Below are 18293 nucleotides of genomic sequence, written 5' to 3' on the forward strand. Positions count from 1 at the left end.
GCCGCCGGTATGGCCGCCGTCATGCCCGTGCTGCCCTTCTATGTACGTGAGAGGGGGGCTCCCCACTGGTTCTTGGTATCGTCATCGCGATCGAAGCCTTTAGCCAATTCTTCTGCGCGCCCGTCCTCGGCCAGCTTTCTGACCGCTACGGACGAAAACGGATTCTTCTTGCGGGCCAGATCGTCTCGGCGGCGAGCCTCTTGTTGCTTGCAAGCGCACCGAACATTTTTTCATCGTCCTGGCCCGCGCGCTGTTCGGGATGACCGTTGGAAATCTTTCGGCCGCCGTAGCCTACGTCGCGGATCATTCGGAGGCCGGGCACCGAAGACAGGCCATCGGCATCCTGACGGGTGGGGTCGGCGTGGGCGGGGTCGTTGGCGCGGGCCTCTCCGGCCTTCTGGCCGACACTTCGTTGACCGCGCCGATCTATGCCGCCCTCGCGCTGACGCTACTTTCCGTCGTTGTGACCCTCTTCCGTCTGAAAGGCGGGCAGGCGCCCGCCCGCTCCAAGCGCCAAACTCGCGGCGGTCAACGCTCGGTGCACGCGATCCTGGGATCACCTGTGCTTCGAATTCTGGTCATCGTGATGCTGTGCCACTTCTTCGCCTATGGCATGTACATCTCGCAGATGCCCGTCTTTCTTGCCGATACATTTATCTGGAACGGCCATGCCTTCGGGCCGAAGGAACTGAGCTACATCATGATGGCCGATGGTGTGATCAACGTCCTTGTCCAACTCTTCCTACTGGGTTGGCTGGGCCGGCATTTCACCGAGCGGCGCTTGATCATTGTGATCTTTGCCCTGTTAGGCGCCGGATTCCTGAGCGCGGGCCTCGCCAGCACCATCCCCGTTCTCGCCTTCGCTGTTTTGTGCATAAGCTCCGCAGATGCCCTTGCAAAGCCCACCTACCTTGCGGCGCTGTCCGTCCATGTCCCACCCCAACGGCAGGGGGTTATCATGGGCACGGCACAAGCGCTGGTTGCGGTGACTGATATGGTTTCGCCCGTTCTGGGCGGCTTCATTCTGGGGTATGCGCTTTACGGCGTCTGGATCAGCGTCGCGGTCGCCGTCGCGATTGCCGGAGCTATGGTGACGATTGCCTGGCTTCCCAAGAGCGACCCGGAGTCAATGACAAGGCTCGAAGCGTTGCAGGAATGACCGTGACGAAGCCAGTTTCCCGCCTTCGGCCTTGTGCCTGTCGGCACCGCGCGCAAGCCAGCCTCGCCACCTGTGCACAGGGCCTCACCAATTCAGAGCCGTTTCAAGTTCACACCACAAGTTTATGTCCTATACTAGGGCGCACGCAGGGGTACTCGCTATTTTGGGCGGGTTGAGAAAGGCCCTTCGTACCAGTACGGATAATGCCGATGCTGGGAGCGTACTTGTTTGATATCGTCTGACTCCATGTCGCCCGATAACGGCAAGACTATTCCCTATCGGCTCCATTATTAATTTCTTGGAGCTCGTCTTGAACACCAACACCCTCTTTTCAGCAGCCAACGCCGAAGTCGACGCGGCCGCCATCACACCCCTTCCCCAGTCACGCAAAATTTATCAGCAAGGCTCACGCGCCGATATACGCGTGCCATTTCGCGAGGTCTCGCAAGATGACACGCCAACCATGTTCGGCGGCGAGAAAAACCCTCCTCTTACCATTTATGACACGAGCGGACCTTATACAGATACATCCGTAAAAATCGACATCCGCAAAGGCCTTGACCCAGTGCGCAGTGCCTGGATCGCAGAGCGCAACGACACCGAACAGCTGACCGGTGCCAGCAGCGAGTACGGCCGGCTCCGTCGCCAGGATACAAAGCTTGATTCTCTGCGCTTCGAGTTGAATCGCTTACCTCGTCGCGCCCGAGCGGGAAACAACGTGACGCAAATGCATTACGCGCGTCGCGGCATCATTACCCCCGAGATGGAGTTCATTGCGATTCGTGAAAACCTGCAACGCGAGCGTTACATAGAAACGTTACGCGCCGGCAGCCCCGATGGCGACAAACTGGTGCAGCGTTTGCTGCGCCAACATCCCGGCCAATCCTTTGGAGCAGCAATCCCAGCGTCAATCACGCCAGAATTCGTGCGCGAGGAAGTGGCAAGAGGCCGGGCCATCATTCCAGCCAATATCAATCACCCCGAAAGCGAGCCTATGATCATAGGGAGAAATTTTCTGGTCAAGATCAACGCCAATATAGGGAATTCAGCGCTAGGCTCGAACATCAGCGATGAAGTCGAAAAAATGACATGGGCGATACGCTGGGGCGGCGACACTGTGATGGACTTGTCTACCGGCAAGAACATACACGAAACCCGCGAATGGATCATACGCAACTCACCCGTGCCGATCGGCTCCGTGCCCATTTATCAAGCCCTGGAAAAAGTAGACGGAAAAGCTGAAGACCTGACTTGGGAAATCTTCCGCGACACACTCATTGAGCAAGCCGAGCAGGGTGTTGATTACTTCACTATTCATGCAGGTGTTCGGCTACCCTTCATTCCCATGACTGCGAATCGCATGACGGGCATCGTGTCGCGGGGCGGATCGATTATGGCTAAGTGGTGTCTGGCCCACCATAAAGAAAGTTTTATCTATGAGCGCTTCGAAGACATCTGCGAAATCATGAAAGCCTATGACGTCAGCTTTTCACTGGGTGACGGCTTGCGTCCAGGATCAGGCTACGACGCCAACGATGAAGCGCAATTTGCCGAACTGAAAACACTGGGGGCGTTGACCCAGGTGGCCTGGAAGCACGACGTACAAGTCATGGTCGAGGGGCCCGGGCACGTGCCTATGCACCTGATCAAGGAAAACATGGATATGCAGCTGGAGCACTGTCACGAAGCGCCCTTCTACACGCTGGGACCACTGACGACGGATATTGCGCCTGGCTACGACCATATTACGTCGGGCATAGGCGCAGCGCTGATCGGCTGGTATGGCACGGCCATGCTGTGCTATGTCACCCCAAAAGAGCACTTGGGCCTGCCCAATAAAAAAGACGTCAAGGACGGAATCGTCACTTACAAAATTGCCGCCCATGCGGCCGATCTGGCCAAAGGGCATCCTGGCGCGGCCATACGGGACAACGCCTTATCTAAAGCACGCTTCGAGTTTCGTTGGGACGACCAGTTCAATCTGGGACTTGATCCCGATACCGCCAAAGACTTCCATGACGAGACCCTACCTAAGGACTCCATGAAAGTAGCCCACTTTTGTTCGATGTGCGGACCGCATTTTTGCAGCATGAAAATTACGCAGGACGTACGTGAGTATGCCAAGCAAAAAGGCTTGCAAGACAGTGAAGCCTTGCATCAGGGCATGCAAGAAAAAGCCATTGAGTTTGTGAAGAAAGGAGCACAAATCTACCATCAAACCTAAACCAAAACCTTTTCGTGGAGCGGGTCGGTGCAGACGTTATTTCTTGCCTTGGCCCGCGGTTTGACTATTGCTAAGCGCAGTGCGATTCAACTGCCATTAAAATAATATCCCGCGAAAACATCGAACGTTATCTGCATTCCAGAATGCCCGCTGTTCTATCGACGAGCCTAGGCGCCTGTGGACTGCAGCGAGTGTGCAAGAAAGAAGCGCATCATTTCGGCACTGGCATTTGGCCCATTAGCGTCCGTGTATGAACCGTTTTTGTTTCCACCCGCCCAGGCGTGCGGGGCTCCATGCACGGACCAGTGCTCAGCGTCGATCCCGTCTGCGCTCTCCATTATGCTTAGGGTTGATCGACGCCCATCAGCCTGGTCTGCGATTTCTTCCGACACGGTAGCGTCACCTCGGTCAAACCCCTTTAGCAGCTCCCAGCCGTTTAAGGGATGAACGGTTCCGTCCAAGTCCCCATGAAAAACGATCAGCGGACGCTCCTCCGAAGCAAGTGTTGCAATAGCGGACAGCCCAAATGGCGCACTTATACCCATCTTCATGGCGCCTAGCGCCGAAAGCAGCCCAGACGCACTCCCATAGGGTAGGCCTGAGTGAATTCCAGCCGCGGCATAAAGGTCTGGATAGGTGTGGATCATGACGGCCGCCATCGCGCCACCCGCCGACAGACCGGCTACATAGATGCGCGTTACATCAACCTTGAAGTTAGTCATGATCTCCTGCGTGATTCCCGCAAGAATCGAAGGCTCGCCCAGACCTCGGTGCTGGTGTTGAGGTTGGTACCAATTCCAGCATTTGGCGTGGCTCGCACGGCGAGGCTGAATTGGATAGGCAACCAAACATTCTTCCTGTTCGGCCAACACATTCATACCGGTGCCCAGCGAAAAGTCCACTGCATCCTGTTTACAGCCATGCAGCATGACTATCAAAGGTAGAGGCTTACTGCCGTACCCCTTCGGGACGAAAAGCAAGTACTCCCTCTCGCCTTGGGTGTTTGAATATCGATAACTTTTCAAGGCACTGTTCCTTTAAAGAGGTTCATCAGCCTTTTATCCTTCGATCGTGGGAAACTTGATTCGTCATCCAAGTATCTCGACGACATTTGATGCTGGCGCGTTTGCTCATGTTCAGAGCGTGTCTGATTTCCAAGGTCGCAAGGGTCATGACCGGAGCACCGATCATAGAGCAATGCTAGGCGTTGGCGTGCCAGCTCTCTTCAGCATAGGCCTCTTTATGCTGCATAGCAACATAAACATTATTGTGCTCACATCACAACATTATGCGCCCGACTCTATACGCCAGGAGATGTCGGGTCGGTCAACTCCTTGTCGGCCAGCCCGGAACGGGCAGCGTCTGCCAGCTCGGGAGCGATTTAGCATATTTCATGTCCTAAACGAAGCGTAGGCAAGCCGCGCACGCGCTCTACTTGCCTACTGGCTTGGAGCGACAGCCTCAGGGAGTTATCGTCCGTCGCATTCATTTATCTCACTTGAGCACTACATGGCCAGTAGGAAGTAGGGCGACGCTAAGAAGAACCGGTATATTCGCCGGGGCACTCCAGGCTGGTAGCGGCTTTCGGTAACGGCCTCGATCAGACCGAATTTGCCTTGCCCGTCATGCTCAACGGAAATTGGACCGCGCAACGCCGCACCGATCCGATTAAAACGTGTAGACCACGCCAATCATGCTCTGCACTTGTGTCTTGCGCTGGACCAGCGGGCTGTCAGCCGCGTCGCCAAACAGACGGCTCACGCCCACCCCACCCGTTACACTCCATTTCCTGTTCAGGTCGTAGCTGGCCGCAAGACGGAGCGAAGCGTCCTTAAAGCCCGCCGAAGGACTGTACTGCCCCAGCCCTGACGCGGCCGACTGTTCCGCACTCACTCCAAAATAACTATCCATATACTTGGCGTTCACCCAGTTCACGGAGACGCTGGGAATGACCTTGAACCGCTCGGTAACAGAATAAGGATAAGACAGTCGCGCATTGGCGAGCAGGCCTCGCTCGCTCTTGGTCATCGCCTGGGTCACGGACAGCGTAAGGACTGTGTCCGCCAGTCGGGTGGAAACGAAGAGTTTTCCGCCCAACGCATCGGACAGCTTGCCGATGCCGTCGGGCACGTCCTTGCTACGGTAGCCTGTCATCCAGTCCACGCCGGCCCCGAACGTAAAGCGAGGCGTCTGATAAATGTTCAAACCAATGCCATCTCCCGTACTGGCGAAAAAGCGCCCTTTCTTAAAGTCGATCAAAGGGACCGGCTGTACACGATACTTGTCGGAGCCCTGGAAGCGAGGAGTGGCCGCCGCCCCCGCCCCAATCTTCAGCCGATCGTTGTCCGCAGCGTAGGCCGCCTGCCCCACTGCGAGCCCGAACGCGGCCAGAACGATACTGCGTTGTATATAACGGCCTGAGCAGGCTCGCACCGAGGCAAATTGATTCATACTGAAACTCCACATTAAGATACGTTTGCGTATCTTAATGTGGATCTCAGCGAATCGTCAAGATACATATGTGCATCTTATTTATGACCGGTTTATGACACAACGAGGTAGCCGGATCATCGGCCTCGATCGCACCGGCTCAGATGCCCTGGCCACCCGACACTTCAATGCGCTGCGCGTTGATCCAGCGATTGTCGTCGGTGAGCAAGCTGGCGATCATCGGCCCGACATCGTCGGCCACGCCCACCCGCCCCAGAGCAGTCATGCCGGCAAAAAACTGCTTCAGTTCGGGCGTGTCCCGTACGGCGCCGCCAAGGAAATCGGTCTCGATCGCGCCGGGCGCCACGGTGTTGACCGCGATTGCGCGTTCGCCCAGTTCCTTCGCCATGTAGACCGAAAGCACCTCGACCGCGCCCTTCGCCGCCGCGTAAGCGGACCAGCCAGGCGCAGACACGCGGGTCAGCCCACTGGATAAGTTCACAATGCGACCCCCGTCCGCCAGAATCGGCAGCAGCTTCTGGGTCAGGAAGAACACGCCCTTGAAGTGCACGTTGACCAGTTTATCGAACGCCTCTTCAGTCATCTGCGCGATAGGAGCCACGTCCCCATGGCCCGCGTTGTTGACCAGGTGATCAAAGGTGTCACGCTGCCAAGTGCGGTGCAGTACGGCGCGTAGGCGCTCGACGAAAGGTGGGAAGGCCCGGACATCCCCGATGTCAAGCTGCAGGGCGGCGGCTTTGCGGCCCAAGGCTTCAATCTCGGTGACGACGTCCAGCGCTTCCGTCTCGCGACTCTGATAGGTGATGATGACGTCTTCGCCATTGCGGGCGATGGATAGGGCTGCATTGCGGCCCAGACCGCGGCTTGCGCCAGTAACAACAGAAATCTTGCTCATGCGATAACTCCAGCGTGGTGAAATTGGGTACCGCTATTCTCGCGCTCCGTCGGGCGTTCGCCTTTGCCTTAATCTACAGGTTGTTTGCCTTTTCCCACATATCTGGTGGCCTGTCATCCACAACCCGATACCATTACCTTGTGAAGAAGGAGGAAGGTATGAACGACACATTGCTTGATACGGTACGTCGCTACATGCAGAGCTATGCTGATCCGGCCGGGTTTGCTCAAACGCCTATACCCGCGCTGGCCACTATCCGCTCGACTGCGCCCAGCGGACTTGACTACGCAATTTCACGACCGCTCGTCTGCCTAGTGCTGCAAGGGAGCAAGCGAGTGACAATGGGGACGCAGTCCTTCGACCTGGAGCCCGGCGCATCATTGCTGATTACAGCGGACGTACCTACGGTCAGCCAGATCACGCGAGCCAGCGCCGCTGCGCCCTACTTTTCGCTTGTCCTGCATCTGGATTTGGCCGTCATCGCCGACCTGGCTTTGGAGTTGCGCTGCGCTCCGGTGGCTCACAGCTCACCGATACGGGTCGAGCCGACCGATGCAGAAGTCGCCGATACGGCACTACGGCTGATGCGCCTGCTTGAGCGTCCGGCGGCATTGCCGGTACTGAATGCGCAGCTAGTGCGTGAAATGCACTACTGGTTGTTGGCTGGCCGACACGGCCCGGCGATTCGCCGGCTTGGCTGGCCGCAAAGCCACGCGCAGCACGTAGCCCGCGCCGTTTCCCTACTTCGTTCCGCATTCGCACAGCCCCTGCCCATCGAACGGCTGGCGGCGACGGCGGGTATGAGCCCCTCTTCATTTTATACGCACTTTCGCGCGGCAACCTCGCTCACGCCACTGCAATTTCAGAAGCAATTGCGCTTGATCGAGGCTCGCCGGTTGATGAGCTCCGAAGGCATATCGGCCTCCAGTGCGGCGTTTGCCGTAGGATATGAAAGTGTGCAGCAGTTCTCGCGCGAGTACCGCCGAATGTTCGGCCTGCCGCCCGCCGCCGATACTGAACTGCTCAGAAGCTCAACCAAAGCGATGACATAAGGCGACGTACGATCAATCAGGCCGAACAAGCGGCAAAAAGATGGCGTCAACCCAGGCCACACGCAAGTCCTTCGGTGGTGCAGATCGGTGCATTACGACGTAGTGCCGAATAAGGTCGTTCAACAGTGTTTCAATCGGCGCGACCAGCTTGGCCGGGTCTATCTCCCGGCGTTCCACAGCGCGGCGCAGGATTAAGCCTAGGTTGTCAGGCCGACCGTGCCTTAGTGCCTGACGCAATGCCTGGGGAGAGGCATAGGTCTCGCGAAAGACCCCATTCAAGGCTACAGAGAAAACCACGCCGCTGATCGGCGCGAGGTCGCTCACGCGATCGAGATATTCCAAAAGCTCCTCGCGCAAACAGCTCCGATCAGGAACGTTCAACGGGTGTTTGGCCAATTGATGCCTGATCGCTGCGACGGCAAGTGCGGCCTTTCCATCCCAGCGCCGTGCAAGGACAGAGCGGCTCGTACGAGCGCGATTCGCCACCGTTTCCATCGTCAAGCCCGCATACCCACGCTCCACGAGCTCGGCCCAGGCCGCGTCAATAATCGCCTCCTCGAGCTCAGCCCCGCGACGGCGGGTCTTTATCGAACTAGATGATGGCATGGCTTGGCTCTCCTATGTATTTTTTCCGTAGTGTCCGCCACTAGGATTCGACCGCGTATCTTACAACGTTCTTCCGAGCGGCGCGCACCGAGCACAATTTCGCTCGAAAACACGCCGACAAACCCAGTAGCTCTATCGCAACAACCTGAAAACGATGGATATTTTTGGCTCAACCGCATCATATCCCTCAAGGAATTGAGAGTCGTACGCCACCCATTTGATGAGTTACAAGGGGTACAGCGTAGCAGCCGTCCTGCTTGCTTATTAAGGAGACCGTTGTGCGAGTATGTATTGGATGAGTCGCTGGACATAATCAGGTAAATCTTTCATGTGCCTCACACAAACCACTAGGTTGCGTTGCGCCCATGGGTCAGATAGCGAAACAATCTTGATGCCTGCTGACCGTGTATACCTCAGGCAAACTGCCTTAGGAACAATAGCCAAACCTATGCCGCGTCCCACAACGCGGCATATAGAGTCGAAGCCGCGCAGGCGCACTCGGTAATTCAAGCTCGTTCCTAAACGACGTACATGCTGCGTCACATGATCGTGTAACGCGCTGCCCGGGCCAAGTCCCACGAATGGTTGATGGGCGACTTCGGCTAAACACACTCTTTTCTTCTCCGCAAGCACGTGATCACGCGGTACTGCGAGAACGAGAGGATCAGGACGGAATACAAAACACTCCAATCCATCTAAGTCTACCGAGTCAGCCATTACGCCTACGTCACACAACTGATTACGTACCGCATCTACGATCTCGTCGCTGGTGCGCTCTTCGAGATCTATTGAAATGCCGGCATGCTCGGCAAGAAAGCTGCTTATGACATCGGGAAGATGTTCGCTGAGCGCCGACGTATTACAAAGCAGACGCACGTGCCCTCGTAAGCCGGCGCTATAGTCACCCAGGTCGTCGTGCATCCGATCAATTTGGGCCAGGACAAGCCGTGCATGGTGTACGAGGGCCCTGCCAGCAGGCGTGATACGCACGCCACGACGATCGCGTACGAGCAGGAGCGTGCCAATGTCGTCCTCCATCCCGCGAATGCGTTCGCTGGCGGAGGCGAGCGTCATATGGCTCGCCGCGGCGGCGGCCGTAATGGTCCCTGCCTCGTACACATGGAGAAAGAGTCGTAAGTCGACGAGATCAAAGCGCATGATAAGAATCAGATTATCATACTTACCCTCAGGGTGCGCCTGAGTCAGGCATCGGAAAAGCCAGATTGTGAAGCGAGATTATTGCGCTTATTATTTTTTATAAACCTCACGGCTTAGGCAAATCAGAATGAATGACCTCTTTTCCCTGAACGTACTCATTATCGCGTTAACGTTCTTCGTGGCCGGCATCGTCAAGGGCGTGACAGGGATGGGGTTGCCTACTCTCTCGATGGGGGTTCTCAGCGCCATTATGTCGCCACTCACTGCGGCTTCTCTGTTGATCATCCCGTCTTTCGTGACAAATTTCTGGCAATTGATCACCGGACCCGATTTTTACGGGTTAATCAAGAGGTTGTGGCTGATGATGCTCGCTATTGTAGTGGGCACCATTGCCGGCACATGGCTATTGAGGAATGCCAACACTAAACTGACACACATGGCGTTGGGAGCCGCCTTGGTGCTCTATGTGGCGCATGGTTTCTTGGCGCGACCTTTGTCGGTTCCACCGCGCCTGGAGCGCGGGTTATCTCCGGCCATTGGAATAATCACGGGCGCCGTCTCTGGGGCAACCGGGGTTTTCGTGATTCCCGCAGTTCCTTACCTCCAAGCGCTTGGATTAAACAAAGATGATCTCATCCAAGCGCTAGGACTATCCTTTACAGTTTCAACCATAGCGCTTGCAGTGGGGTTGGGGATGGGCGGCGCACTTCACCCTGGAAACATCACCTTGTCAGCGTTAGCCATCATTCCAGCCTTTCTGGGCATGTGGGTGGGAACAGCTGTCCGGGCACGGATTAGCGTCGCAACCTTCCGTCGTTGGTTCATGATCTTCCTCGGCGTCCTAGGTGTTGAGCTCATTGTTCGCTCTGTTTTCTGAGCCTGCGGTAACGAGGGCGAATCTGGCGTAAAGCGCCCGATGACCGCATCTTCGTGAATATTGATGAGTTTGAGGGGTGAGTCGAAAACGATGCCCTTGTCAAAGCCTTCTGACGTTCTCGGAAATTCCGTGTCGGGAAGACACATGGACGAAATACGCTCAATGCGCGTATGATTCGATATTGTAGTACCTCTCAACCGCTCCCGTGCAGCGAGCCTCGTACCCGGCGACATGAACGACACGAAACCTCACAACCCGAAACCCGACGCCATCCGCAACGCCCGCCTTGCTGTGGGGCTCACGCAAACAGAAGCCGCCAACGTCGTGCGGTCGTCACTGCGTGGCTGGCAGCAATGGGAGGCCAGCGATCGAGCCATGCCACCGGGGCTGTTCGAGCTTTTCATGCTCAAGACCAACCAGTGGCCGCTCGATCACAAAGCAGATGACTCAACGTGAGGTGATACAGATGGCGCTCGACATCTGCGTGGACACTCTCGGCCGCGACCGCATGCCCAGCGCCCTGTTGCCCGAAGTTATCCAGAAAGTGCGTGTGGGTTTGATCGCCACGCGTGCCGTCTCCACATTGAACCACTATCTGGCCACCTTCTCCGGTGTTCTCTACCGGTGCGAAAACATCCGCTATTCCGGCGAACTCGGCAAGCACACAGTTTATGGCCAATGGAGAGATACAGAGTCCTCCAGGAAGCTTCAGCGCATGTGAGAGGGCATGCAAAGCATGGCTCAAATTACACCAAAACCACATCACACCAACACACCAGAACTTATAACTAACTGATTTTAATGGATAAAATAGACATAACTTCGCATACCCCGATGATGAGGCAGTATTTAGGCCTGAAACAACAAGCCGGCTCGCATCTGCTGTTTTATCGCATGGGAGACTTCTATGAACTGTTTTACGCCGATGCCGAGCGTGGCGCACGCCTGTTGAACTTGACACTTGCCAGACGTGGCACCTCGAATGGCGAGCCTGTGCCCATGGCTGGTGTGCCTTATCATGCCATGGAAGGGTATCTGGCCAGACTGGTGGCCTTGGGTGAGTCTGTGGCGATTTGCGAACAGGTAGGAGACGCTACTGCTGGAAAAGGGCCGCTGGAACGCAAGATCGTACGTATTGTTACGCCGGGCACACTCACCGACGATGCCTTGCTTCCCAGCAAATCTGATCGCATTATCGCGGCCTTCCATATAGCACGTAAAAACCGCCAAGAGCGCGTTGGCATTGCCTGGATGAACTTGGCAAGCGGCGAATTCAAGCTTAACGAGTGCTCTCCAGATCTGATCGATACTGAACTTAGCCGTCTGGAACCTGCCGAGCTGGTTTTGGCTGACTCTGCCAGTGCCGCAGAAGGTTTGGCCCAGACTATCAGCCGTGTGCCCGACTGGCATTTCGAAAGCAGTGGTGCCACCCAAACCCTGATTGATCATTTCAAAACCGATACGCTTTCGGGCTTTGGCCTTGATGACTACCCTGTTGCGACCTGCGCCGCTGGGGCGTTGCTGCGTTATGTTGGGCACACTCAGTACCAGGCGCTCAGCCATATTCAAACAGTGGGTATAGAGCATAGTGGCGAGTTTGTTGTTCTTGATAGCGTTACCCGCAAGAACCTTGAGCTTACCGAAACCATTAGTGGCGAAGAAAAGCCTACGCTGTTCTCTACACTGGATCATTGCAAAACGCCAATGGGTGCACGTTTGCTGCGACGTTGGCTGCATCATCCTCTGCGCAATAATGAGCCGGTGCTTGAGCGCCAGCGTATCGTCAGCGCCTTGCTCGCCGGAGGCCAGGCCTCGTTAAGCGGTGGCTCTGCGCTAGGCCAGTTACGTAAATCGCTCGCCCACTATCCAGACCTTGAGCGTATCGCCACTCGTATTGCCCTGTCTTCAGTCAGGCCTCGCGAACTCGCAAGCCTGCGTGATGCCTTGACGCTTTTGCCTGAGCTCTGCGCCGATATACAAAATGGCTTTGATACGATGCCGGAAGTCGAAGCACTGCTGGCACGACTGCAGCTCAGCCCTGCTCTGGCGCAAACGCTCACTGAAGCCATTACCGAAGAACCCGCCCTGTTAATTCGCGAAGGTGGAGTCATCGCCTCAGGCTACGACGCCGATCTCGACGAGCTGCGCAGCTTGGCCAATGACAGTGGTGACTTTTTAATCCAGATAGAAACCCGGGAACGTGAGCGTACCGGCATTGCCAACTTGCGCGTTGAGTTCAACCGCGTGCATGGGTTTTTTATTGAGGTCAGCCGAGGACAGGTTGATAAAGTACCCGACGATTATCGCCGCCGCCAAACCCTCAAAAACGTCGAACGCTACATCACGCCTGAACTTAAAGAATGGGAAGACAAGGTTCTCTCGGCCAAAGAGCGCAGCCTGGCACGAGAAAAGTATTTGTTTGACGAGTTGTTAAACACCTTGCGTCCTTTTTCGGCTTCGCTATCGAACTGTGCCTCAGCCCTGGCAGAAATCGATGCCCTGGGGTCGATGGCGCAGCATGCCCTGCTTAACGATTGGGTTGCACCTACGCTTAGCCAACAGCCCGGGCTGTGGATTGAAGCTGGAAGGCATCCCGTTGTAGAGCATAGTATCGAAAATTTCACGCCCAATCATTGTGAACTGCATCAGCAACGCCGCATGCTATTGATTACCGGCCCGAACATGGGCGGTAAATCGACTTATATGCGACAAAACGCCTTGATTGCCTTGCTAGCGCGCACTGGCAGCTATGTTCCGGCCAGTCAAGCTACGGTAGGTCCGGTAGACCGTATCTTTACCCGTATCGGTGCAGCCGATGACCTGGCTGGCGGGCGCTCTACCTTCATGATGGAAATGACCGAAGCCGCTGCCATTCTGGCTGCAGCAACCTCGCAAAGCATTGTCTTGATGGATGAGGTAGGCCGGGGGACATCTACTTACGACGGTTTGGCATTGGCGTGGTCTATTGCTAATCGCCTGCTCAGTCATAACCGGGCCTTGACGCTATTCGCTACCCACTACTTCGAGATCACTCGCTTACCCGAGCTTGAAGAGTCGGCTTTCAACGTACATTTGGCTGCAGCCGAGTCCTCAGGTGGCATCGTGTTTTTACATGAGGTCCAAGAAGGTCCGGCCAGTCGAAGCTATGGTATTCAGGTGGCTCAACGTGCAGGTATTCCAGCGGCGGTGATACGCCAGGCAAGTCGCGAATTAAGCCGCCTGGAAGCACAGCATGACCCAAGCTCGCAGCTGGACCTGTTTTCCGTAGCGGCGTCTGAACCTTCAACTGAAGTGGTGTACGACGAGCGCGATGAAAAAGCACTTGAACTACAACAGGCCCTGAACAACACCAACATTGACGAGCTAAGTCCTCGTGAGGCGTTGGATACCTTGTATCTGTGGAAGCAGCAGTTCAAACACCAGCCCTGACCTGCTCTGGATAGCCGCAGAAAGGCCCGAAGAGCTTGGATTGACACCCAACGTCTTCGGGTCCGTTCACTTTCGTTTCTTGGCTTGAGTTTTTTATACGCCGATAAGGCTGAAAACTAACGATATTCGTCTATCAGTTAAACCAGGCTCTCCACCACGATTGGGCGGTGAGGTCTTTTACCGTTCCATTTTCCACATGAATGGACGCCTGCTTGTTGGTGTTGTAGCTTGCACTTAAATCGGCAGAGTGACTTTCTACTGCCTTGTTTCCTGCATACACACGAACAGGAGCAAGCTGAACATCTTCACGAAGTGAAACTTGCGCTTCCCCGTTAACCACATGAATTTCTTTTCTATTGTCGTAGCTGACTATATTGATGTGGGTGTGCGGCTGCAGTTGAACCCATGAAGCCGAACCAACCTGGTGGGTCAGTAGCTGCTCTTGCGAACGTAGCTTCAAGGTAGACGTAGACGCCTGAAACAATGAGGCAAAATACGCCAGCGCCACCGATGCCACAGCAAAGCTAACAACGCAGCACAACATCCCCAACAAGCTGGGTTTAAAGAAACGGCCAAACACCGCATTTAAACCAAGGTGCCCTGTTTGACCTGTTGATGTATAGGTAGCTGTATGCGTAGACATGAAATCCCCCGAGCCGAACAACTCAAATGATATTGATTCTCATTATCTATCAGATAAATTATTCTGTCCACCCCGAGCCCCTTATTAAAATGCACCAAGGCTCAATGGCTAACCGATGGGTTCATTATTCCTGGAACGGGATGCCGCCAAGGCAACAGACGCACATAAAAAAACTCCGCCACCTGAGTGACGGAGTTTTCTGATACCTGCAATACGATGATTACTGACCCATATGATTGCTAAGTACATTCAAAATACGCTTGGCCGTATCCGTGTTTTGTACCTGACCATTCTCATCAAGCACTGTTACAGTGGATGCGCTGCCCTGTGTATTGACCCGTATGCGATAACGAGCTGCTTCGGCGGTATTTCGACCCCCAAACAGCCTGCCAATAATGTTCTGCTGTTCAATTTTTTCGCCTGTGTCCGAATCAAGGTAACGAACGTAGTAGTCACCAGTAGAGCGGTCACGGTCTTCAACCGAGAAGCCTGCAGCGTCGATTGCAACACCTACACGACGCCATGCACGATCGAAGGATTCGTTAATATTAAGCTCAGCTAATCCGTCTTGGGTTACCGTTTCGATAAGTGTGTCGGGCGAGGCTTTCTCGGCTTCAGCAACTTGAGCCTGAGCCGTATTCACATCAGTGCCCAAGAAAACCATCAGCCTTGCCAGCATGGCGGCATTCAGGCCCGGATCTTCTTTACCATAAACCCATTTAAACGCAGCCCCGTCGGTGGTGGGCGTTTCTTCCATGTGCTGATGGCTGATATAGACTTCGGTACGACCATTTATCCGTTCAAGACGAGTCGTAAAACGCTCACGTTCACCACTGTCAAAAACCTGGTCAATGATTGAACCCAAAGCGGAACGTATCCAGCCTTCAGGAATTTTTGCACGATTTTCAGCCCAGTCTGTTTGCACTACACCGGCACGGGGATCCTGGGACTGAAGCGTAAAGCCTTGCTGGCTCCAGAATTCAACCACAGAGGGGTAAACCTCTTCGGCAGAACGGTTGATTTCGAGCCAGCGCAACTGGCCATCGCGCTTAACCTCAATACCCTCTTGCGGAGGAAGTATTCCAGGTTCGCGGGAAGCGCCCTGTTGTGCCTGCTGAGCCTGTGCGTAGTCAGTGTAGGAAGTAACTCCTTCGGGAGCGCGGTAATGTACATCGGCATTAGCCTGGGTTAAATCAGGTGGAATGCTCAGGGGCTCGCCGCGAACCGTACTTTTATAGTCAACGCTTTCTTCGCCACCTGTGATTTTATTAATGGTTGAGCAGCCCGCCATGAGGGTGGCGCCCATGCCTAATGCCACCATGGCACCAATTTTATTTATACGCGTAATTCTCATGAAATCAGACCTGCATCCCGTAGTAGTTGACGCAACATATCGTGATACTTCTCGCTAAGAGGCGTCATGGGTAGGCGGTAACCTAGCTGCGTTAAACCCATTTCTGCCAGGGCCCATTTTACCGGGATCGGATTAGCTTCGATAAATAATTTGCTGTTGAGGTCGGCCAACACACCATTCAAGTGACGAACAGTGGGCAGGTCGCCTTGTAGAGCCGCCGCACAAAGTTCGTGCATAAGCCGAGGAGCCACGTTCGCGGTGACCGATATATTACCTTTGCCGCCCAGCAGAATCAGCGCTGCTGCAGAAGCGTCGTCACCGCTAAGCACGATGAAGTCTTCAGGCTTGTTTTTAAACAAAGAAGCTAATCGTCCTATGTCGCCAGTAGCCTCTTTGACACCAATAATACCCGGCACCTGAGCCAGACGAAGAACAGTTTGGGTCTCCATATCTGCAACCGTACGCCCCGGCACGTTATACAGTATCGTAGGCAGCTCAACAGCCTCGACAATAGCCTTGAAATGCTGGTAGAGGCCTTCTTGGGTGGGCTTATTGTAATAAGGTACCACTGACAGGCCAGCGTCAGCCCCTACTTCAAGGGCGTGCTTTGAAAGCTCAATGGCTTCTGCCGTTGAGTTTCCTCCGACACCCGCAATGACCGGAATTCTGCCTGCGGCATGCGACACGGCGATGCCGATAAGCTCGGCATGCTCGTTCATGTCTACCGTAGGCGACTCGCCCGAGGTTCCTACGGCAACAATCGCATCGGTACCTTCAGCAATATGCCAGTCAATCAGCTTTCGATAGGCTTCGAAATCCAGTTGCCCATCGGGAAACATAGGCGTAATAAGGGCAACCATACTGCCTTGAAATACAGGAGTTGCGGTGTCTGAACTTGCCATAATCGAGGGTGTCTCCAGGATAAGACGCGGCATATGCCAAAATAAACAATCATTAAGTTTAACGGATTCAGCCAAAAATCATAAGAACCAGTTAATCACTTTTTCACCAAAGGCCAGGAATGGGCTTAAAAGCACCCATAACGAACCCGTTACTATCAAAAGTATAAGTATCAGCATGCCGTATGGCTCAATACGCGAGTATGGATTAGCCAATGAATCAGGCAGCAAACTAAATACTATACGCCCACCGTCCAGCGGAGGGATAGGCAGCAAATTTAACGCCATTAATACGAGATTAATATTAATGCCCGCTATGGCCATTCGAACTGCAAAATCAGTAGACGAAGCCTCAAGCCCGCCCAGCAAACGCAAACTGATTGTCCAAAGCACTGCCATCAACAAATTGGAGGCAGGGCCGGCAATGGCAACCCACAACATATCTCGCTTAGGGTTACGCAGTTTAGACCAATCAACTGGAACAGGCTTTGCCCATCCGAATAATAGCCCGGCACCACCCAGCATTTTGCTACTAATTAACAAGAACAAGGGTAACGCAATGGTACCGATTGGATCGATATGCGGAATAGGGTTCAGCGTAATACGCCCTGCCTGCTCCGCTGTGTTATCACCCAGCATTCGTGCTACATAACCGTGAGCCGCCTCGTGTAAGGTAATGGCGAAGATAACGGGTATTGCATACACCGTAATGGTCTGAATTAAGGATTCCATGTAAGTCCAGTGGGGACAGCGTTCGCTGGTAGCAGGGATACGCCGCCCATATTAGCTATACTTCAGGCCAAAACAGCCTAAAGCTTGCCAAGTTTACTCTAGACCGAGCTTGCCTGGATCACCGGAACCTCGACGAATCACCTCGGGCGTCTCGGCCGTGAGATCAATCACCGTGGTAGGCTGCATGGGGCACGGCCCCCGTCAATAATACCTGCCAGCTGGTTCTGATAGCGGCTTTCAATCTCATCCACGTCATTAAGCGCCTCGGTTTCTCCGTTTGGAATAAAGGTGGTGGAAAGCAAAGGCGATCCTACCTGCTCGATAAGCTGCCTGACCACATTATTATCGGGCACACGTATCCCAATGGTTTTACGCGACGGATGCGATACGCGCCGTGGCACTTCCTTGGTGGCCTCGAGAATAAACGTCCACGGGCCAGGAGTCGCTAACTTTAGGAGCCGATATTGCGTATTACCCACTTTGGCAAATGTGCTGATTTCAGCGAGATCACGACACAACAGCGTTAAGTTATGCCTTTCATCTAAGCCCCGTATCCGTCTTAGTGCCTCAGCCGCTGACTTATCGTCCAGGCGCGCGACGATCGCGTAGCTGGAGTCTGTGGGCACCGCTACCAAGCCACCATTGGCCAGGATATCAGCGGCCTGAGCCAGAATTCGCGCTTGGGGGTTGTCGGGGTGAACAACAAAAACTTGTGCCATATACTGTTCCTTTGAAATGTAAAAAACAATATAGTTCAAAGTGTCTATTTGTGCAGAACACTTAACTACGCCCGGGTAGGCTCCAAAGCCATGTT

At 54.5% G+C, this 18293-nt stretch carries 16 protein-coding genes and 2 pseudogenes; 7 read left to right on the forward strand and 11 right to left on the reverse strand.

What is annotated here, in order from left to right; all coding sequences use genetic code 11:
* Window positions 1-89: 89 nt before the first annotated feature.
* Together L1889_RS02730 and thiC are read left to right on the forward strand one after the other, a co-directional pair.
* Window positions 90-1159, forward strand: a pseudogene (locus L1889_RS02730) (MFS transporter).
* 310 nt (window positions 1160-1469) lie between these two features.
* Window positions 1470-3383 (forward strand): phosphomethylpyrimidine synthase ThiC, encoded by a 1914-nt coding sequence (gene thiC / locus L1889_RS02735; protein WP_238663775.1) that lies wholly within the window; start codon window positions 1470-1472, stop codon window positions 3381-3383.
* Window positions 3384-3550: 167 nt separating this feature from the next.
* On the opposite strand, the gene L1889_RS02740 is transcribed toward thiC, so the two are convergent.
* The 4 genes from L1889_RS02740 to L1889_RS02755 all read right to left on the reverse strand — a co-directional run bounded on the left by L1889_RS02740 (window position 3551) and on the right by L1889_RS02755 (window position 6729).
* On the reverse strand, window positions 3551-4408 hold the full coding sequence (locus L1889_RS02740; protein ID WP_238663776.1) for an extracellular catalytic domain type 1 short-chain-length polyhydroxyalkanoate depolymerase: 858 nt from the start codon (window positions 4406-4408) through the stop codon (window positions 3551-3553).
* Window positions 4409-4888: 480 nt separating this feature from the next.
* The gene (locus tag L1889_RS02745; RefSeq protein WP_238663777.1) at window positions 4889-5074 is read right to left on the reverse strand and encodes a hypothetical protein; all 186 of its coding nucleotides are present in this window, start codon (window positions 5072-5074) and stop codon (window positions 4889-4891) included.
* Window positions 5052-5834 (reverse strand): MipA/OmpV family protein, encoded by a 783-nt coding sequence (locus L1889_RS02750; protein ID WP_238663778.1) that lies wholly within the window; start codon window positions 5832-5834, stop codon window positions 5052-5054. Before L1889_RS02750 ends, L1889_RS02745 begins: the two co-directional genes overlap by 23 nt.
* 139 nt (window positions 5835-5973) lie before the next feature.
* Window positions 5974-6729: an SDR family NAD(P)-dependent oxidoreductase gene (locus L1889_RS02755; RefSeq protein ID WP_238663779.1), complete on the reverse strand. Its 756-nt coding sequence runs from the start codon at window positions 6727-6729 to the stop codon at window positions 5974-5976.
* Between the two features lie 158 nt (window positions 6730-6887).
* Between L1889_RS02755 and L1889_RS02760 the strand changes: the two genes are divergently transcribed.
* Window positions 6888-7781: an AraC family transcriptional regulator gene (locus L1889_RS02760; protein ID WP_238663780.1), complete on the forward strand. Its 894-nt coding sequence runs from the start codon at window positions 6888-6890 to the stop codon at window positions 7779-7781.
* A gap of 12 nt (window positions 7782-7793) precedes the next feature.
* Here the strand turns inward: L1889_RS02760 and L1889_RS02765 are convergent, their stop codons facing one another.
* Together L1889_RS02765 and L1889_RS02770 are read right to left on the reverse strand one after the other, a co-directional pair.
* Entirely contained in the window at window positions 7794-8387 is a 594-nt protein-coding gene (locus tag L1889_RS02765; protein ID WP_238663781.1) for a TetR/AcrR family transcriptional regulator, read from the reverse strand.
* A gap of 264 nt (window positions 8388-8651) precedes the next feature.
* Complete coding sequence (locus L1889_RS02770) at window positions 8652-9545, reverse strand: LysR substrate-binding domain-containing protein (RefSeq protein WP_238663782.1); 894 nt, start codon at window positions 9543-9545, stop codon at window positions 8652-8654.
* A gap of 127 nt (window positions 9546-9672) precedes the next feature.
* On the opposite strand from L1889_RS02770, the gene L1889_RS02775 reads away from it, so the two are divergent.
* From L1889_RS02775 to mutS, 4 genes are all read left to right on the forward strand, one after another.
* Entirely contained in the window at window positions 9673-10422 is a 750-nt protein-coding gene (locus L1889_RS02775) for a sulfite exporter TauE/SafE family protein (protein WP_238663783.1), read from the forward strand.
* A gap of 231 nt (window positions 10423-10653) precedes the next feature.
* A complete protein-coding gene (locus tag L1889_RS02780) occupies window positions 10654-10878 on the forward strand; it encodes a YdiL family protein (protein WP_238663784.1) in 225 nt (74 codons plus the stop codon).
* A gap of 10 nt (window positions 10879-10888) precedes the next feature.
* Entirely contained in the window at window positions 10889-11143 is a 255-nt protein-coding gene (locus tag L1889_RS02785; protein ID WP_238663785.1) for a hypothetical protein, read from the forward strand.
* Window positions 11144-11223: 80 nt separating this feature from the next.
* Complete coding sequence (mutS, locus tag L1889_RS02790; RefSeq protein WP_238663786.1) at window positions 11224-13851, forward strand: DNA mismatch repair protein MutS; 2628 nt, start codon at window positions 11224-11226, stop codon at window positions 13849-13851.
* 133 nt (window positions 13852-13984) lie between these two features.
* Here the strand turns inward: mutS and L1889_RS02795 are convergent, their stop codons facing one another.
* The 5 genes and pseudogenes from L1889_RS02795 to L1889_RS02815 all read right to left on the reverse strand — a co-directional run bounded on the left by L1889_RS02795 (window position 13985) and on the right by L1889_RS02815 (window position 18198).
* Window positions 13985-14494, reverse strand: a complete 510-nt coding sequence (locus L1889_RS02795; protein WP_238663787.1) for a FecR domain-containing protein — start codon at window positions 14492-14494, stop codon at window positions 13985-13987.
* Window positions 14495-14714: 220 nt separating this feature from the next.
* A complete protein-coding gene (bamC, locus tag L1889_RS02800) occupies window positions 14715-15848 on the reverse strand; it encodes an NlpB/DapX family lipoprotein (protein WP_238663788.1) in 1134 nt (377 codons plus the stop codon).
* Window positions 15845-16750: a 4-hydroxy-tetrahydrodipicolinate synthase gene (gene dapA / locus L1889_RS02805; RefSeq protein ID WP_238663789.1), complete on the reverse strand. Its 906-nt coding sequence runs from the start codon at window positions 16748-16750 to the stop codon at window positions 15845-15847. Before dapA ends, bamC begins: the two co-directional genes overlap by 4 nt.
* A gap of 78 nt (window positions 16751-16828) precedes the next feature.
* Window positions 16829-17479: a site-2 protease family protein gene (locus L1889_RS02810; RefSeq protein ID WP_238663790.1), complete on the reverse strand. Its 651-nt coding sequence runs from the start codon at window positions 17477-17479 to the stop codon at window positions 16829-16831.
* 93 nt (window positions 17480-17572) lie between these two features.
* Window positions 17573-18198: pseudogene (locus tag L1889_RS02815) on the reverse strand (L-threonylcarbamoyladenylate synthase).
* Window positions 18199-18293: the final 95 nt, after the last annotated feature.

It is taken from the genome of Paenalcaligenes niemegkensis (assembly GCF_022230885.1).
Taxonomy (GTDB): domain Bacteria; phylum Pseudomonadota; class Gammaproteobacteria; order Burkholderiales; family Burkholderiaceae_B; genus Paenalcaligenes; species Paenalcaligenes niemegkensis.

Excerpts from the sequence above, each read along its gene's own strand:
- L1889_RS02750 (WP_238663778.1), bottom strand. The coding sequence starts at position 5,834 with ATGAATCAATTTGCCTCGGTGCGAGCCTGCTCAGGCCGTTATATACAA.
- L1889_RS02785 (WP_238663785.1), top strand. The coding sequence starts at position 10,889 with ATGGCGCTCGACATCTGCGTGGACACTCTCGGCCGCGACCGCATGCCC.
- bamC (WP_238663788.1), bottom strand. The coding sequence starts at position 15,848 with ATGAGAATTACGCGTATAAATAAAATTGGTGCCATGGTGGCATTAGGC.
- L1889_RS02760 (WP_238663780.1), top strand. The coding sequence starts at position 6,888 with ATGAACGACACATTGCTTGATACGGTACGTCGCTACATGCAGAGCTAT.
- L1889_RS02795 (WP_238663787.1), bottom strand. The coding sequence starts at position 14,494 with ATGTCTACGCATACAGCTACCTATACATCAACAGGTCAAACAGGGCAC.
- L1889_RS02775 (WP_238663783.1), top strand. The coding sequence starts at position 9,673 with ATGAATGACCTCTTTTCCCTGAACGTACTCATTATCGCGTTAACGTTC.
- L1889_RS02765 (WP_238663781.1), bottom strand. The coding sequence starts at position 8,387 with ATGCCATCATCTAGTTCGATAAAGACCCGCCGTCGCGGGGCTGAGCTC.
- L1889_RS02770 (WP_238663782.1), bottom strand. The coding sequence starts at position 9,545 with ATGCGCTTTGATCTCGTCGACTTACGACTCTTTCTCCATGTGTACGAG.
- mutS (WP_238663786.1), top strand. The coding sequence starts at position 11,224 with ATGGATAAAATAGACATAACTTCGCATACCCCGATGATGAGGCAGTAT.
- L1889_RS02755 (WP_238663779.1), bottom strand. The coding sequence starts at position 6,729 with ATGAGCAAGATTTCTGTTGTTACTGGCGCAAGCCGCGGTCTGGGCCGC.
- L1889_RS02810 (WP_238663790.1), bottom strand. The coding sequence starts at position 17,479 with ATGGAATCCTTAATTCAGACCATTACGGTGTATGCAATACCCGTTATC.
- dapA (WP_238663789.1), bottom strand. The coding sequence starts at position 16,750 with ATGGCAAGTTCAGACACCGCAACTCCTGTATTTCAAGGCAGTATGGTT.
- L1889_RS02780 (WP_238663784.1), top strand. The coding sequence starts at position 10,654 with ATGAACGACACGAAACCTCACAACCCGAAACCCGACGCCATCCGCAAC.